At 70.8% G+C, this 15244-nt stretch carries 15 protein-coding genes; 8 read left to right on the forward strand and 7 right to left on the reverse strand.

What is annotated here, in order from left to right:
* Positions 1-2 precede the first annotated feature (2 nt).
* A complete protein-coding gene (locus ACZ58N_RS12690) occupies positions 3-1556 on the reverse strand; it encodes a S8 family peptidase (protein WP_471158212.1) in 1554 nt (517 codons plus the stop codon).
* Between the two features lie 258 nt (positions 1557-1814).
* Here ACZ58N_RS12690 and ACZ58N_RS12695 point away from each other — a divergent pair, with 258 nt between their 5' ends.
* The 3 genes from ACZ58N_RS12695 (at position 1815) to moaA (ending at position 4969) form a co-directional block, all read left to right on the forward strand.
* The gene (locus tag ACZ58N_RS12695; RefSeq protein ID WP_471158214.1) at positions 1815-2180 is read left to right on the forward strand and encodes a DUF485 domain-containing protein; all 366 of its coding nucleotides are present in this window, start codon (positions 1815-1817) and stop codon (positions 2178-2180) included.
* Complete coding sequence (locus tag ACZ58N_RS12700; protein WP_389702999.1) at positions 2177-3802, forward strand: solute symporter family protein; 1626 nt, start codon at positions 2177-2179, stop codon at positions 3800-3802. Before ACZ58N_RS12695 ends, ACZ58N_RS12700 begins: the two co-directional genes overlap by 4 nt.
* 177 nt (positions 3803-3979) lie before the next feature.
* Complete coding sequence (gene moaA, locus ACZ58N_RS12705) at positions 3980-4969, forward strand: GTP 3',8-cyclase MoaA (protein WP_471158216.1); 990 nt, start codon at positions 3980-3982, stop codon at positions 4967-4969.
* Between the two features lie 63 nt (positions 4970-5032).
* Here moaA and ACZ58N_RS12710 read toward each other — a convergent pair whose 3' ends face one another.
* Positions 5033-5281, reverse strand: coding sequence for a hypothetical protein (locus tag ACZ58N_RS12710; RefSeq protein ID WP_471158218.1), 249 nt, complete (start codon positions 5279-5281; stop codon positions 5033-5035).
* A 157-nt stretch (positions 5282-5438) separates the two neighbouring features.
* Positions 5439-5771, reverse strand: a complete 333-nt coding sequence (locus tag ACZ58N_RS12715) for a DUF3099 domain-containing protein (protein WP_471158220.1) — start codon at positions 5769-5771, stop codon at positions 5439-5441.
* A 178-nt stretch (positions 5772-5949) separates the two neighbouring features.
* Between ACZ58N_RS12715 and ACZ58N_RS12720 the strand changes: the two genes are divergently transcribed.
* Positions 5950-6225, forward strand: coding sequence for a GlsB/YeaQ/YmgE family stress response membrane protein (locus ACZ58N_RS12720; RefSeq protein WP_471158222.1), 276 nt, complete (start codon positions 5950-5952; stop codon positions 6223-6225).
* A gap of 86 nt (positions 6226-6311) precedes the next feature.
* On the opposite strand, the gene tyrS is transcribed toward ACZ58N_RS12720, so the two are convergent.
* The 3 genes from tyrS to ACZ58N_RS12735 are packed head-to-tail and all read right to left on the reverse strand — an operon-like array spanning position 6312 to position 10543.
* Positions 6312-7577: a tyrosine--tRNA ligase gene (tyrS, locus tag ACZ58N_RS12725; protein WP_471158224.1), complete on the reverse strand. Its 1266-nt coding sequence runs from the start codon at positions 7575-7577 to the stop codon at positions 6312-6314.
* Between the two features lie 51 nt (positions 7578-7628).
* The gene (locus ACZ58N_RS12730; protein ID WP_471158226.1) at positions 7629-9020 is read right to left on the reverse strand and encodes a metallopeptidase TldD-related protein; all 1392 of its coding nucleotides are present in this window, start codon (positions 9018-9020) and stop codon (positions 7629-7631) included.
* Complete coding sequence (locus ACZ58N_RS12735) at positions 9020-10543, reverse strand: TldD/PmbA family protein (protein ID WP_471158228.1); 1524 nt, start codon at positions 10541-10543, stop codon at positions 9020-9022. Before ACZ58N_RS12735 ends, ACZ58N_RS12730 begins: the two co-directional genes overlap by 1 nt.
* A gap of 185 nt (positions 10544-10728) precedes the next feature.
* On the opposite strand from ACZ58N_RS12735, the gene fabG reads away from it, so the two are divergent.
* The 3 genes from fabG to ACZ58N_RS12750 all read left to right on the forward strand — a co-directional run bounded on the left by fabG (position 10729) and on the right by ACZ58N_RS12750 (position 13112).
* Positions 10729-11448: a 3-oxoacyl-[acyl-carrier-protein] reductase gene (gene fabG / locus ACZ58N_RS12740; RefSeq protein ID WP_281208322.1), complete on the forward strand. Its 720-nt coding sequence runs from the start codon at positions 10729-10731 to the stop codon at positions 11446-11448.
* A 4-nt stretch (positions 11449-11452) separates the two neighbouring features.
* The gene (gene fabI, locus ACZ58N_RS12745) at positions 11453-12223 is read left to right on the forward strand and encodes an enoyl-ACP reductase FabI (RefSeq protein WP_471158230.1); all 771 of its coding nucleotides are present in this window, start codon (positions 11453-11455) and stop codon (positions 12221-12223) included.
* 439 nt (positions 12224-12662) lie between these two features.
* Positions 12663-13112 (forward strand): hypothetical protein, encoded by a 450-nt coding sequence (locus ACZ58N_RS12750; RefSeq protein WP_471158232.1) that lies wholly within the window; start codon positions 12663-12665, stop codon positions 13110-13112.
* Positions 13113-13184: 72 nt separating this feature from the next.
* Here ACZ58N_RS12750 and ACZ58N_RS12755 read toward each other — a convergent pair whose 3' ends face one another.
* Complete coding sequence (locus tag ACZ58N_RS12755) at positions 13185-13853, reverse strand: FadR/GntR family transcriptional regulator (RefSeq protein ID WP_471158234.1); 669 nt, start codon at positions 13851-13853, stop codon at positions 13185-13187.
* 102 nt (positions 13854-13955) lie between these two features.
* On the opposite strand from ACZ58N_RS12755, the gene ACZ58N_RS12760 reads away from it, so the two are divergent.
* Complete coding sequence (locus ACZ58N_RS12760) at positions 13956-15239, forward strand: CynX/NimT family MFS transporter (RefSeq protein WP_471158236.1); 1284 nt, start codon at positions 13956-13958, stop codon at positions 15237-15239.
* Positions 15240-15244 lie beyond the last annotated feature (5 nt).

Consider the following 15244-nt stretch of genomic DNA (forward strand, 5'->3'; position numbering starts at 1 on the left):
CGTTACTTGACGGCCTTGAGCGCGTCGACCACGCCGGCGCCGTAGTAGCCGGTCTGGCCCCACTTGGCCTTGCAGGTGGTGGCGTCGATCAGGTTGCCGGTGCCGTCGTAGATCTTCGTCGGGCACGCGACCTTCGTCGCCTGGCCCTTCAGCATCGCCTGGAGCTGCGAGGGCGAGGCCCACGGGTGGGCGCTCTTGAGCAGCGCCGCGACGCCCGCGACGTGCGGGGCGGCCATCGAGGTGCCCTGCTTGTAGCCGTAGCCGCCGCCCGGGACGGTCGACAGGACCCGGCCGTTGGCGTCCGGGGTGGCCGGCACCTGCCACTTGTCGCCGCCGGGAGCGGCGACGTCCACGACGCCGAGGCCGTAGCTGGAGTAGTAGGAGCGCAGCCCCTGGTCACCCGTGGCCGAGACGGTGACCACGCCCGGCAGCTGGGTGGGCAGGTCCAGGCAGACCTTCGGGTCGATGGTCCGCGGTACCGGGGTGGTGTCGTTCGGGCTGGTGTCGTCGACGATCGAGTCGCCGGCCAGGTCGTGGTCGGAGTTGCCGGCCGAGGCCACGCTGAGCACGCCCTTGCGCTCCGCGTACTTCGTCGCCCGGGCGAGGGCCTCCACCAGCGCCTTCTGGTCATCGTCGTTCTTGCAGGTGTAGTTCCACGGGTCGACGTAGTAGCTGTTGTTGGTCACCTCTATCCCCTTCTCGGCGGCGAACATGAAGCCGCAGACGACCGCCTCGGTGTAGAAGAGGCTGGTCGCGGGCTCGCTCACCTTGATGCCGGCGACCTTCACGCCCGGCGCGACACCACTGACGCCCACGCCGTTGCGCGGGGCCGCGATGGTGCCCGCCACGTGCGTGCCGTGGTCGCTGCCGTCCGGGTACGGACGCCAGGCGCCCTCGGAGGTGTCCGCGACGCCGCCGACACAGTTGGCGGACTGGCTCTTGGAGAAGTTCGGGGCGAGATCGGGGTGGGTGTCGTCCACACCCGTGTCGATGACGCCCACGGTGACGTTCGGGCTGCCATCGTTGATCTTGTGAGCCTGGTCGGCCTTGATCGTCCGCAGGTCCCACTGGTTGGGCTCCAGCGGCTCCTGCCCCGGCGCCGCCTGCGCCGCCGCCTTGGCGGCGTCGGCCGCGCTCAGCTTCTGCGTCGCGCCCTCCTCGGTGGTCTGCACCGCGGAGAGGGGGGCCGTCCGAGTGGCACCCACCGACACGAAGAGGCTGCGCTGGGACCGCAGCTGCTTGGCGAAGTCGGGGTTCTGGGAGTGTGCGACGACGACCCCGATCTGCTCATAGGCCGTCACCACCGTTCCGCCGGCCCGCTCGATGGCCTTCTTCGCCTGCTTGGCCGTCCCGTACGCGGTCAGGTTCGCCACGTAGGAGAGCTTCGGGCCGTCGGCGGCGGGCTTCGCCGTCGTGGCCGTGGCCGCCGTGTTGCCGAGCGGGGCGGCGGAGGCCGCGACCGTGGGCAGGAAGGCGAGTGAGGCGGTGAGCGCCAGTCCGACCGGTACGGCGAGACGGTTGCTCTTCCGGGCGGTACGCGACCCCAGATGCGCCATGGGTTCTCCACATCATCCGTGAAAAAGCCGTCCGCACGCGGTTTGCGCAGGACGGGTTCATGACACGCGAACCTAGTGCCGGTGTTCCCCTCTCCGCCATCAGTTCGAGGAATCAGTTTCCAAAGAAATCAAAGGTGTTGAACCGTCCCGACGCGCCGGCCGTGCCGTTGACAGGGGGGATCGGCACCACCGTCCCCCCACACGGAGGTTGTTTTGTCCGTCGTCCCCACCGCACCCGCGTCACAAGGAGAGCCCCCCGTGACCACCGAAGCAGCGCCGCCCCACGGCAGCGCGGGACCGACCCCGCCGACTCCCACGGCCGAGGACTTCACCCGCGTCCAGCAGAGCCCCGAGTTCGCCGAGCTGCGCAGCTCGTACCGCTCCTTCGCGTTCCCGCTCACCGTTGCCTTCATCGCCTGGTACCTGCTCTACGTGCTGCTGTCCAGCTACGCGGGCGGCTTCATGGGGACCAAGCTCTTCGGGAACATCAACGTCGCCCTCGTCCTCGGCCTCGCCCAGTTCGCCACGACGTTCCTGATCGCCTGGCTGTACTCGCGGCACGCCGCCGCCAAGCTCGACCCCAAGGCCCAGGCCATCAAGGCCCGGATGGAGGCCGGAGAATGAGCGCGATCCCACAGCTGACCCTCGCGGCCGGCGCGACCGAGCACCGTCCGCTGATCATCACCCTGTTCGGCCTGTTCGTCGTCGCCACCCTGATCATCACGATCTGGGCCGGGCGCCAGACCAAGGACGCCGCCGACTTCTACGCGGGCGGCCGACAGTTCACCGGCTTCCAGAACGGCCTGGCCATCTCCGGCGACTACATGTCCGCCGCGTCCTTCCTCGGCATCGCCGGAGCCATCGCCCTCTTCGGCTACGACGGCTTCCTCTACTCCATCGGCTTCCTCGTCGCCTGGCTGGTGGCCCTGCTGCTCGTCGCCGAACCGCTGCGCAACTCCGGCCGCTACACGATGGGCGACGTCCTCGCGTACCGGATGCGCCAGCGGCCCGTACGGACCGCGGCCGGCACCTCCACCATCGTGGTCTCGATCTTCTACCTGCTCGCCCAGATGGCCGGCGCCGGCGTACTGGTCTCTCTGCTCCTCGGTATCACCAGTGACGGCGGCAAGGTGGCCGTCGTCGCGCTGGTCGGCCTCCTGATGATCCTGTACGTGACCATCGGCGGGATGAAGGGCACCACCTGGGTCCAGATGATCAAGGCGGTGCTGCTGATCGCGGGCGCCCTGCTCATCACCTTCCTGGTGCTGCTGGAGTTCAACTTCAACATCTCCAGCCTGCTGGGCCAGGCCGCCGAGAACAGCGGCCAGGGCACCAAGTTCCTGGAGCCCGGCCTCAAGTACGGCAAGGACTCCATCACCAAGCTGGACTTCATCTCGCTGGGCCTCGCCCTGGTCCTCGGCACCGCGGGCCTGCCGCACATCCTGATCCGCTTCTACACGGTCCCCACCGCCAAGGCCGCCCGCAAGTCCGTGAACTGGGCCATCGGCATCATCGGCGCGTTCTACCTGATGACCATCGCCCTCGGCTTCGGCGCCGCGGCCCTGCTCAACCGCGCCGACATCCTGGCCTCGAACAAGGCGGGCAACACCGCGGCCCCGCTGCTCGCCCAGGAGATCGGCGGCGGCGCGGGATCCACCGGCGGCGCGATCCTCCTCGCGGTGATCTCCGCGGTCGCCTTCGCGACCATCCTCGCGGTGGTCGCCGGCCTCACCCTCGCGTCCTCGTCGTCCTTCGCGCACGACCTGTACGTGAACGTCATCCGCAAGGGCAAGGCGACCGAGAAGGAGGAGGTCCGCGCGGCCCGCTGGTCGACCGTGGTCATCGGCGCCGTCGCGATCGGCCTCGGAGCCCTGGCCCGTGACATGAACGTGGCCGGCCTCGTCGCCCTCGCCTTCGCGGTCGCCGCCTCCGCCAACCTGCCGACGATCCTCTACAGCCTCTTCTGGAAGCGCTTCACCACCCAGGGCGCCCTCTGGTCGATCTACGGCGGCCTGATCTCGGCGGTCGGCCTCGTCCTCTTCTCCCCGGTGGTGTCCGGCAAGCCCACCTCGATGTTCAAGGACGCCGACTTCTACTGGTTCCCGCTGGAGAACCCCGGCATCATCTCCATCCCCCTCGGCTTCCTCCTCGGATGGCTGGGAACCGTCCTCACCAAGGAAGAGGCCGATCCCCGCAAGTTCGCCGAGCTGGAGGTGCGCTCCCTCACCGGAACAGGGGCTCACTGAGATCCACCGAACACACAGCGTGGCCGAGTCGTACTTCCGTACGACTCGGCCACGTCTCGTCTCGTTCAATCGGGCACCCCTACGGGCCATACCCGTCGCGTAGGCTCGAACACAGCGCCACCGCGTACCCGCGACGGTGTCGACCTCCGCAGAACCGGACAGGAGAGGGGGCCCACAGTGCTTCTCGACACGTACGGCCGCGTGGCCACTGACCTGCGCGTCTCACTCACCGACCGGTGCAACCTGCGCTGCACCTACTGCATGCCCGAGGAGGGCCTGCAGTGGCTCGGCAAGTCGGACCTGCTGAGCGACGAGGAGATCGTCCGGCTGATTCGCATCGCCGTCACGCAGCTCGGCATCACCGAGGTCCGCTTCACCGGCGGCGAACCGCTGCTCCGTCCCGGCCTGGTCGGGATCGTCGAGCAGTGCGCCGCCCTGGAGCCCCGCCCCAGGATGTCGCTCACCACCAACGGCATCGGCCTCAAGCGCACCGCCCAGGCCCTCAAGGCGGCCGGTCTGGACCGGGTGAACGTTTCGCTGGACACGCTGCGCCCCGACGTCTTCAAGACCCTGACCCGCCGGGACCGCCACAAGGACGTCATCGACGGCATGGCGGCCGCCCGTGACGCCGGTCTGACCCCCGTCAAGGTCAACGCGGTCCTGATGCCCGGACTCAACGCCGACGAGGCCCCCGAGCTGCTCGCCTGGGCCGTGGAGAACGAGTACGAGCTCCGCTTCATCGAGCAGATGCCCCTCGACGCCCAGCACGGCTGGAAGCGTGACGGCATGATCACCGCCGGGGACATCCTCCAGTCCCTGCGCACCCGCTTCACCCTCACCGAGGAGGGTGCCGAGGAGCGCGGTTCCGCCCCCGCCGAGCGTTGGGTGGTCGACGGCGGCCCGGCCACGGTCGGCGTCATCGCCTCCGTCACCCGTCCGTTCTGCGGCGCCTGCGACCGCACCCGGCTCACCGCCGACGGCCAGGTCCGTACGTGCCTGTTCGCCACCGAGGAGTCCGACCTGCGGGCGGCGCTCCGCTCCGGCGCCCCGGACGAGGAGATCGCCCGCCTGTGGAAGGTGGCGATGTGGGGCAAGAAGGCCGGCTCCGGCCTCGACGACCCCTCGTTCCTCCAGCCCGACCGCCCGATGTCCGCGATCGGCGGCTGATCGGGGCCGGACCGGCGTCCGGCCCTCCTCGCCCGCCGCCACGAGCCCCGGCCCCGCCGGGGCTCAGGCGCGTTCCGAGCCCTCCGGCTGCACCCACTCGTCGAGCTTCACGACGTCCTTGAGGAAGCCCCGGACCCCGAGGAACTGCGAGAGGTGCTCCCGGTGTTCCTCGCACGCCAGCCAGGTCTTGCGCCGCTGCGGGGTGTGCAAGGTCGGGTTGTTCCACGCGAGGACCCAGACGGCCGCGTCGCGGCAGCCCTTGGCGGAGCAGGTGGGGGCGGGCTCGGGTGCGTTCACATCAGGGGAGTTCACGGCCTCAACCCTACAAACACGCACGCGGGACGGCTTCGGATGGGCGACGCCGGGCAGCCACGGGGGGAGCTGCCCGGCGTCGGTCCGTCGCTCCGACGGGGGATGCGGAGCGCGTAGGCAGTATGTCACGCAGGACCCGGTCGGGTGCACCGGAACTTCAGGATTGATCTGAGCTTTTATTGAGGTTCTCGGCCTCCAGTGCGGGGCGCACAGGTGCCGGTACGAAGTGCGAGGGCAGGGAGGGCGTCGACTCGCGCCCCGCGTTGGCGATGACCACCGCGACGTACGGCAACAGGGCCCCCGCGACCAGCGTCACGATCGCCACATGGCGCTCCACGTTCCACAGGACCACCGTCGCGATGACGGAGAGCGTCCTGATCGTCATCGAGATGACGTACCGGCGCTGTCGCCCCCGCACGTCCTCGGCGAGGCCCATCCGGGCCCCGGTGATCCGGAAGACCTCGGCCTCGTTCCGCTTGGTCCGCCCCATGTTGCACCACCCGATCCACCTGCCGGACGCACCCCGGTCCGGAACCCTTCCACCGTACGCGGCCCGCGCGTCGGCGTGGTGAGGGGGTGTCCCCCGAACGGCTCTGTCCGAAATGCGCCGTTCGCCGTGCGGATCGAGACTGGACCGACATGCGCACACCGCGCCGGAGGAGGCGGACATGCATTGGTTGTGGGCGATCATCGTCGGTTTGGTACTGGGCCTGATTGCCCGGGCGATCCTGCCCGGCAAGCAGCACCAGCCCCTCTGGCTGACCGTGATCTTCGGCATCATCGGCAGCGTCCTCGGCAACGCCGTCGCCACCTGGATCGGTGTCGCCGACACCAAGGGCATCGACTGGATCAGGCACCTGCTGCAACTGGTCGGAGCGGTCCTGATCGTCGGCCTCGGCGACATGGCGTACATGGCGTTGAAGGGCAACAGACGCACCGCCTGAACCGCCCCGCGCATCCGGGGCGGGACGACGGAGGGGCCGGTACGGACGCACTGTCCGTACCGGCCCCTCCGTCACGTGCGGCCGCGTCAGCCGGTGACCTCGACGGCGGCCAGGTTCTTCTTGCCGCGCCGCAGCACCAGCCAACGCCCGTGCAGCAGGTCCTCCGGGGCGGTGACCGCGTCCTCGGCGGTGACCTTCACGTTGTTCACGTAGGCGCCGCCCTCCTTCACGGTCCGCCGCGCCGCCGACTTGCTGGCGACCAGGCCGGTCTCCGCGAGCAGGTCCACGACCTGGCCCGGCTCGGCCACCTTCACGTGCGGCAGCTCGGACAGGGCCGCGGCCAGCGTGGCCTCGTCCAGCTCCGCCAGCTCGCCCTGACCGAACAGGGCCTTCGACGCCGCGATCACGGCGGCGCACTGGTCCGCACCGTGCACCAGCGTGGTCAGCTCCTCCGCCAGGGCCCGCTGCGCGGCGCGCGCCTGCGGCCGCTCGGCGGTCTGCGCCTCCAGCGCCTCCAGTTCCTCACGGGACTGGAAGGACAGGATCCGCATGTAGGTGGAGATGTCCCGGTCGTCCACGTTCAGCCAGAACTGGTAGAACGCGTACGGGGTGGTCATCCCCGGGTCCAGCCAGACGGCCCCGCCCTCGGTCTTGCCGAACTTCGTGCCGTCGGCCTTGACCATCAGCGGCGTCGCCATGGCGTGCACCTGCGCGCCCGGCTCGACCCGGTGGATCAGGTCGAGGCCGGCCGTCAGGTTGCCCCACTGGTCGGAGCCGCCCTGCTGGAGCACGCAGCCGTGGCGCCGGTACAGCTCCAGGAAGTCCATGCCCTGGAGCAGCTGGTAGCTGAACTCGGTGTAGCTGATGCCCTGGTCCGACTCCAGCCGCTTGGCGACCGAGTCCTTCGTCAGCATCTTGTTGACGCGGAAGTGCTTGCCGATGTCCCGCAGGAACTCGATGGCGGACATGCCCGCCGTCCAGTCCAGGTTGTTCACCAGGACCGCCGCGTTCTCGCCCTCGAAGGACAGGAACGGCTCGATCTGCGAGCGCAGCCGGTTCACCCACTCGGCGATGACCGCCGGGTCGTTCAGCGTGCGCTCGGCCGTCGGGCGCGGGTCGCCGATCTGACCGGTGGCCCCGCCGACCAGCGCCAGCGGGCGGTTGCCCGCCAGCTGGAGCCGGCGCATGGTCAGGACCTGCACCAGGTGACCCACGTGCAGCGAGGCCGCCGTCGGGTCGTAGCCGCAATAGAACGTGACCGGACCGTCCGCGAACGCCTTGCGCAGCGCTTCTTCGTCGGTGGACTGGGCGAAGAGCCCACGCCACTTCAGTTCGTCGACGATGTCCGTCACGGTCTCTCGACTCCTTCGATGTCTGAAATTGCCATGGTCAGTCTAGGTGGGTCAGACGCCCTTGCTGACCGAGCTCATGTTGAAGTCCGGGATGCGCAGCGCGGGCATCGCGGCCCGGGTGAACCAGTCGCCCCACTCGCGCGGGAGGGTCTTCTCGGTCCGGCCGGCCTCCGTCGCCCGCGACAGCAGGTCGACGGGGGACTCGTTGAACCGGAAGTTGTTCACCTCGCCCACGACCTGCCCGTCCTCCACCAGGTAGACGCCGTCCCGGGTGAGGCCCGTGAGCAGCAGCGTGGCCGGGTCGACCTCGCGGATGTACCAGAGGCAGGTCAGCAGCAGCCCGCGCGAGGTGCCGGCCACCATCTCCTCCAGGGACCTCTCCCCGCCGCCGTCCAGGATCAGGTTCCCGAAGCCGGGGGAGAGGTCCAGGCCGGTCAGGGCGGCGCTGTGCCGGGTCGTCGTCAGCCGCCTCAGCTCGCCGTCGCGGATCCACTCCGTCGGCGGGACCGGCAGGCCGTTGTCGAAGACGGACGCGTCGTCGCCGGAGCTGTGCGCGATCACGAACGGCGCGGACTCCAGGCCCGGCGCGTTCGGGTCGCTGCGCAGGGTCAGCGGCAGCGGCGAGAGCCGCTCGCCGACGCGGGTGCCGCCACCGGGCTTGGAGAAGACCGTCCGGCCCTCCACCGCGTCCCGGGCGGCCGCCGACCACATCTGGTAGATCAGCAGGTCGGCCACGGCCGTCGGCGGCAGCAGGGTCTCGTACCGCCCGGCGGGCAGCTCGATCCTCCGCTCCGCCCAGCCCAGGCGCACCGCGAGCTCCGCGTCCAGGACCGTGGGGTCGACGTCCTTGAAGTCCCGGGTGGAGCGGCCCGCCCAGGCCGAGCGCAGCCGGTCCGGGGACTTGGCGTTGATCTCCAGGGTCCCGTTCGGCTGGTCGTGGCGCAGCCGTAGGCCCGTGGAGGTGCCGACGTACGTGGAGACCAGCTCGTGGTTGGCGAAGCCGTACAGTTCCCGGCCGCCCGCGCGGGCCCGGGCGAAGGCCTCGCCGAGGGCCGGCGCGAAGTCCGCGAACACCGCCGAGGAGGTCTCCGCCGGGGCGTCGGTGAAGTCCGGGGAGGCGGGCGTGCCGGTGACCAGGGGCTGGGCGTCCTCGGCCGGACCGGCCCCGCGCGCGGCCGCCTCGGCGGCCCGTACGAGCGGCTCCAGGTCGGCGGTGGTGACGGCGGAGCGCGACACGACCCCCGAGGCCGTCCCCTCCTTGCCGTCGACGGTCGCGATGACCGTCAGTGTCCGGCCGCGGGTGACGCCGTTCGTGGTGAGCGCGTTGCCGGCCCAGCGCAGGTTGGCGCTCGACTCCTCGTCGGCGATGACGACGCAACCGTCGGCCGTGGACAGCTCCAGGGCCCGCTCGACGATCTCGTGCGGCTTGGTTCGGGTCGACATCAGCGTCCGGCCTCCTGCGTGGTGTTGAGGATGTTCACGTCGCGGAACAGGGCGGACGGGCAGCCGTGCGAGACCGCCGCGACCTGGCCGGGCTGGGCCTTGCCGCAGTTGAAGGCGCCGCCCAGGACGTAGGTCTGCGGTCCGCCGACCTTCTCCATCGAGCCCCAGAACTCGGTGGTCGTGGCCTGGTACGCGACGTCGCGCAGCTGCCCGGCCAGCCGGCCGTTCTCGATCCGGAAGAACCGCTGTCCGGTGAACTGGAAGTTGTAGCGCTGCATGTCGATCGACCAGGAGCGGTCGCCGACCACGTAGATCCCGCGCTCCACCCCACCGATGAGGTCCTCGGTGGACAGCCCGCCCGGATCCGGCTGGAGCGAGACGTTCGCCATCCGCTGGACGGGCACGTGGCCGGGGGAGTCGGCGTAGGCGCAGCCGTTGGAGCGTCCCAGCCCGGTCAGCTTCGCGATCCGCCGGTCGGTCTGGTAGCCGGCCAGGGTGCCGTCCTTGACCAGGTCCCAGCTCTGCGCCTCGACGCCCTCGTCGTCCCAGCCGATCGTGGCCAGGCCGTGCTCGGCCGTGCGGTCACCGGTCACGTTCATGATCGAGGAGCCGTACTTGAGCTTGCCCAGCTGGTCGAAGGTGGCGAAGGACGTGCCCGCGTACGCCGCCTCGTAGCCCAGTGCCCGGTCCAGCTCGGTGGCGTGGCCGATGGACTCGTGGATGGTGAGCCACAGGTTGGACGGGTGCACGACGAGGTCGTAGCGTCCCGCCTCGACGCTCGGTGCCCGCATCTTCTCGGCGAGCAGGCCGGGGATCTCCTCCAGCTCGGCGTTCCAGTCCCAGCCGGTGCCGGTGAGGTACTCCCAGCCGCGACCGGCGGGCGGGGCGATGGTGCGCATGGAGTCGAACTCGCCGGTCACGCCGTTCACGGCGACGGCCGTGAGCTGCGGGTGGATCCGTACGCGCTGCTGGGTGGTGGAGGTGCCGGCGGAGTCGGCGTAGAACTTGTTCTCGTGGACGGCCAGCAGTGAGGCGTCGACGTGCGCGACCCCGTCGGCGGCCAGCAGGCGTGCGCTCCAGTCGGCGAGCAGGGCCGCCTTCTCGGCGTCCGGCACCTCGAACGGGTTCACGTCGTACGCGGAGATCCAGGTCCGGTCGGCGTGCACCGGCTCGGCGGCGAGCTCGACCCGCTCGTCGGAGCCCGCGGCCTTGATCACCTGGGCGGACAGCTTGGCCATGGCCACGGCCTGCGAGGCGACCTTGGCGGCGCCGTCCATGGTCAGGTCGACACCGGAGGCGAAGCCCCAGCTGCCCCCGTGGACGACCCGCACCGCGTAGCCGAGGTCGGTGGTGTCGGAGCCGCCGGACGGCTTGGCGTCGCGCAGTCGCCACGAGGCGCTGCGGATCCGCTCCAGCCGGAAGTCGGCGTGGTCGGCGCCCAGCGCGCGGGCCCGTGCGAGCGCCGCGTCGGCGAGCGCCCGCAGGGGCAGCGCGGTGAAAGCCGCGTCGATGGAATGGGCCACGGAAGTCCTCCCGGGGTCGGGGCCGATAGCCCCGATCATGTCGCGCTCAAGGCTGTTGTGACTACATCTTTCTGTAGGGACTCGACAGAGCCCGCCTCCAGGCCCTGTCGGAGCCGGATTCTCCGGATCCCTCGGGCGGCCTATAGGTTTTCGGTAATCAAGACAGCTAGCGAAAGGGTGATCCGTTGAGCCGCTCGGTTCTCGTCACCGGAGGAAACCGGGGCATCGGCCTCGCCATCGCCCGAGCGTTCGCGCAGGCCGGCGACAAGGTCGCGATCACGTACCGGTCGGGCGAGCCGCCGGAGGAACTCACTTCGCTGGGTGTTCTGGCGGTGCGTTGCGACATCACCGACTCCGAGCAGGTGGAGCAGGCCTACAAGGAGATCGAGGACAAGCAGGGCGCCGTCGAGGTGCTCGTGGCCAATGCCGGTATCACCAAGGACACGCTGTTGATGCGGATGTCGGAGGAGGACTTCGCGTCCGTCGTCGACACCAACCTCACCGGCACCTTCCGCGTCGTCAAGCGCGCCAACCGTGGCATGCTCCGCGCGAAGAAGGGCCGTGTGGTCCTGATCTCCTCGGTCGTCGGGCTGCTGGGATCCGCGGGCCAGGCCAACTACGCTGCCTCGAAGGCAGCGCTGGTGGGCTTCGCCCGCTCGCTCGCCCGAGAGCTCGGCTCCCGCAACATCACCTTCAACGTGGTCGCGCCCGGCTTCGTGGACACCGACATGACGAAGGTGCTCACCGACGAGCAGCGTGCGGGCATCGTGGCCCAGGTGCCGCTGGCCCGGTACGCGCGGCCCGAGGAGATCGCGGCGGCCGTGAGCTTCCTGGCGTCCGACGACGCCGCGTACATCACAGGAGCCGTCATTCCCGTTGACGGCGGATTGGGCATGGGTCACTGATCACATGAGCGGAATTCTCGACGGCAAGCGCATCCTCATCACCGGGGTGCTGATGGAATCGTCCATCGCCTTCCACACCGCCAAGCTGGCCCAGGAGCAGGGCGCCGAGGTCATCCTGACCGCGTGGCCGCGCCCGTCGCTGACCGAGCGCATCGCCAAGAAGCTGCCGAAGCCGGTCAAGGTGATCGAGCTCGACGTCACCAACCAGGAGCACCTGGACCGTCTGGAGGGTCTCGTCCGCGACGAGCTCGGCGGTCTCGACGGTGTCGTGCACTCCATCGGTTTCGCCCCGCAGGACGCCCTCGGCGGGAACTTCCTGAACACGCCGTTCGAGTCGGTCGCCACGGCCATGCACGTCTCGGCGTTCTCGCTGAAGGCCCTCGCCATGGCCTGCAAGCCGCTGTTCCCGGCGGAGGGCGCGGCCATCGTCGGCCTCACCTTCGACGCGCAGTTCGCCTGGCCGCAGTACGACTGGATGGGTCCGGCCAAGGCGGCCCTGGAGGCCACCAGCCGTTACCTCGCCCGCGACCTGGGCAAGGAGAACATCCGCTGCAACCTGGTCTCGGCGGGACCGATCGGCTCCATGGCCGCCAAGTCCATCCCGGGCTTCGGCGAGCTGGCCGAGGTCTGGAACTCCCGCTCGATGCTGGAGTGGGACATGAGCGACCCGGAGCCGACCGGCAAGGGAGTCGTCGCCCTGCTGTCGGACTGGTTCCCGAAGACCACGGGCGAGATCGTCCACGTGGACGGCGGCCTGCACGCGATGGGTGCCTGATCCCCGGAACGCGGCGTCCTGCGTCCGTACGGCGGTGGGGGGGGGGGGGGGGGGGGGGGGGGGGGGGGGGGGGGGGGGGGGGGGGGGGGGGGGGGGGGGGGGGGGGGGGTGGGGGGGGGAGGGGGGGGGGGGGGGGGGGGGGGGGGGGGGGGGGGGGGGGGGGGGGAGGGGGGGGGGTGGGGGGGGGGGGGGATTTTGTGGGTGGGGTGTTTTTCTTCTCCGGTTTTTTTTTTTTTTTTTTTTTTTTTTTTTTTTTTTCCCCCCCCCCCCCCCCCCCCCCCCCCCCACCGCCGTCTCGCGTACGGGGCACGGGATGCCGGGTCCGGTTCGATCGGATGTTCGTCGTCTGACCGGATCTTTCCGACTCGAAAACCCGGACAAATGACTGCAAACTGACCTCGTCGGGATCTTCCCGGCGCGGTCGGGGCGGAGGTACGGCGTGCGTGCGAGGCCGAACCGATCGGTATCCCTGCTGCTCACCTCGGTGGTGCTGACCGGACTCCTGATGCCGGGAGCCGTCGCGCAGACCGCCGACCGCGACCGCGATCCCGCCCCCGCCCCCGCCGCCGGGGCGGCGGCCCAGGCGGTCGCGGACCTCGCCGAGTACCCGGCGGAGCCCCCCGCGCAGCCCGCGCCGTCCACCGGCCGGGACCTCTTCGGGGCCGACTGCGACACCGAGATCACCGGCTCGCAGGTGACGGCGTACTGCCACAACGCCTACCCCGAGACCGATCTGATCCGGCTGCACGTGGAATGCGACCGCTGGTGGGACGTGGACGGGGACGCCGCGGCCGTGCCCCTGGATCCCGCGGGCCGCGTCCGGCTCACCGGTCGCTGCTGGAAGGAGGTCCGCTCGGCCTGGGTCACCCACCACAGGCCGGGGACCTGAACCGCGCGCGTCGGGCCCGGCCCGTGACGCCGCCGGCCCCGACCTCGGCGTCACCCCCGATGTCGGCCGCCCCTACCGGCCCAGGCAGACGAACGGGTAGCCCGCCGCCTCCGAGGCGGCCGTGTCCCCGTCCCCCCGTCGGATCGCCTCGATCAGCCGGGCGTGGTCCAAGTGGGCGGACGGGGTCAGCTCGGTCCCCACGTCCGTGCGCAGCCAGTCCGCCACCAGGTCGCCGAGGTCCGCGTAGAGCTCGATGAGGACCTCGTTGTGCGAGGCCGTCACCACCGCCATGTGCAGGCTGACGTCCGCCGCCACGAACAGCTCGGCGTCCCCGCTCTCCCACGCCTCCTCCCGCCGGGCCAGCAGCGCGTCCAGCTGTACGAGGTCCCGCGCGGTGCGCCGTTCCGCCGCCAGGCGGGCCGCCGAGGACTCCAGCGTCGAACGCAGCTCCGCGATGTGCCGCGGGTCGGCGCCGGCGAAGCGCCGGTGCATCACCCCGGCCAGCTCGCTGGTGGCGATCACGTACGTTCCCGAACCCTGACGGATGTCCAGCAGCCCGTTGTGCGCGAGCGCGCGAACGGCCTCGCGCACGGTGTTGCGGGCGACGCCCAGCAGCTCCACCAGTTCGGGCTCGGTGGGGATGCGGGACCCGACCGGCCACTCGCCGGAGGTGATCTGGTTCCTCAGCTGGGTGATCACCTGGTCGACGAGCGCGGACCGCCGGGGCGAGGTCAGTGGCATGGGTTCCTCTCGGGGGCGACACGGGCTCCGGAGCGCCGTGGGCGCCGGCGCGACGCGAGCGCGACTGGACAACTAATCATCCCATGATTCTATGATGGTTGAATGCCCGACGAAGAAATCCAGACCCTCGACCGCCCGCGGACCGTCGGCGGCCCCGTCGACCGGACGCTCCCCGCCGCCCACACCACCCCCCAGTGGCTGGGTCCGGTGCTCATCGTCGGAATCGTGCTGGCCGCCCTGAACCTGCGGCCCGCCATCACCAGCCTCGGCGCCCTCTTCGAGGAGACCCGGACCGGCCTCCACATGAGCGGCGCCGTCGCCGGACTCATCACCTCGGTCCCCGCCCTCTGCTTCGCCGTCTTCGGCGTCACCGCACCCCGGCTCTCCCGCCGCTTCGGACCGGCGGCCGTCGTCTGCGCCGGCATGGCCGCCGTCGCCGCGGGCCTGCTCATCCGCCCCTTCGCGACCAACGCCGCGGGCTTCCTCGCCGCCAGCGCCCTGTCGCTGGCCGGCATTGCCCTGACCAACGTCCTGCTCCCGGTGATCGTCAAGCGCTGGTTCCCCGACCGCGTCGGCACCATGACCGGCCTGTACTCCATGGCCCTGGCCGCCGGCACCTCCCTGGCCGCCGCCGCGACCGTCCCGCTGACCTCCGCCCTCGGCGGCAGCTGGCGCACCGGCCTGCTGATCTGGGCCGCCCTCGCCGCCGCCGCCGTACTGCCCTGGCTCCCCATCGCCGCCGCGAGCCGCCGCGAGAAGGCCGCCGCGCCCGCCGCGCCGCGCGAGGACAACGGCCCCTCCGTCGTCCGCAGCCGCACCGCCTGGGCCCTGGCCTGCTACTTCGGCCTCCAGGCCACCGGCGCCTACGTCACCATGGGCTGGCTCCCGCAGATCTTCCGCGACGCCGGGGTCTCCGCCTCGACCGCCGGGGTCCTGCTCGCCGTCACCATGGTCATGGGCGTCCCGCTCGCCTTCGTCATCCCCGGCCTCGCCGGACGGATGCGCCACCAGGGCCCCATCGCCGTCGCCCTCGGCCTCTTCGGCCTCGCCGGCTACCTCGGGCTCTACCTCGCCCCGGCCGCCGGCGCCTGGGCCTGGGCGCTGCTGCTGGGCATCTCCAACTGCGCCTTCCCGCTCGTCATCACGATGATCGGCCTGCGCGCCAAGTCCCCGGCCGGCGTCGTCAAGCTCTCCGCCTTCGCCCAGAGCACCGGCTACCTCATCTCCATCCCCGGCCCGCTCGTCATCGGCACCCTCTACCAGCACAGCGGCGGCTGGGACCTGCCCCTCGCCCTGATGGCGGGCCTCCTCGTCCCGCAGATCGCCCTCGGTGTCCTCGCCGGACGGGACCGCACGATCGAGGACGAATGCGGCATGCGAAACTGAACCGC

The organism is Streptomyces sp. NPDC040432, assembly GCF_055595445.1.

What these genes read in the sequence shown, in the direction of transcription:
- ACZ58N_RS12690 (WP_471158212.1), bottom strand. Translation starts at nt 1,556, where the DNA reads ATGGCGCATCTGGGGTCGCGTACCGCCCGGAAGAGCAACCGTCTCGCC.
- ACZ58N_RS12700 (WP_389702999.1), top strand. Translation starts at nt 2,177, where the DNA reads ATGAGCGCGATCCCACAGCTGACCCTCGCGGCCGGCGCGACCGAGCAC.
- ACZ58N_RS12715 (WP_471158220.1), bottom strand. Translation starts at nt 5,771, where the DNA reads ATGGGGCGGACCAAGCGGAACGAGGCCGAGGTCTTCCGGATCACCGGG.
- ACZ58N_RS12720 (WP_471158222.1), top strand. Translation starts at nt 5,950, where the DNA reads ATGCATTGGTTGTGGGCGATCATCGTCGGTTTGGTACTGGGCCTGATT.
- ACZ58N_RS12730 (WP_471158226.1), bottom strand. Translation starts at nt 9,020, where the DNA reads ATGTCGACCCGAACCAAGCCGCACGAGATCGTCGAGCGGGCCCTGGAG.
- fabI (WP_471158230.1), top strand. Translation starts at nt 11,453, where the DNA reads ATGAGCGGAATTCTCGACGGCAAGCGCATCCTCATCACCGGGGTGCTG.
- ACZ58N_RS12755 (WP_471158234.1), bottom strand. Translation starts at nt 13,853, where the DNA reads ATGCCACTGACCTCGCCCCGGCGGTCCGCGCTCGTCGACCAGGTGATC.
- ACZ58N_RS12760 (WP_471158236.1), top strand. Translation starts at nt 13,956, where the DNA reads ATGCCCGACGAAGAAATCCAGACCCTCGACCGCCCGCGGACCGTCGGC.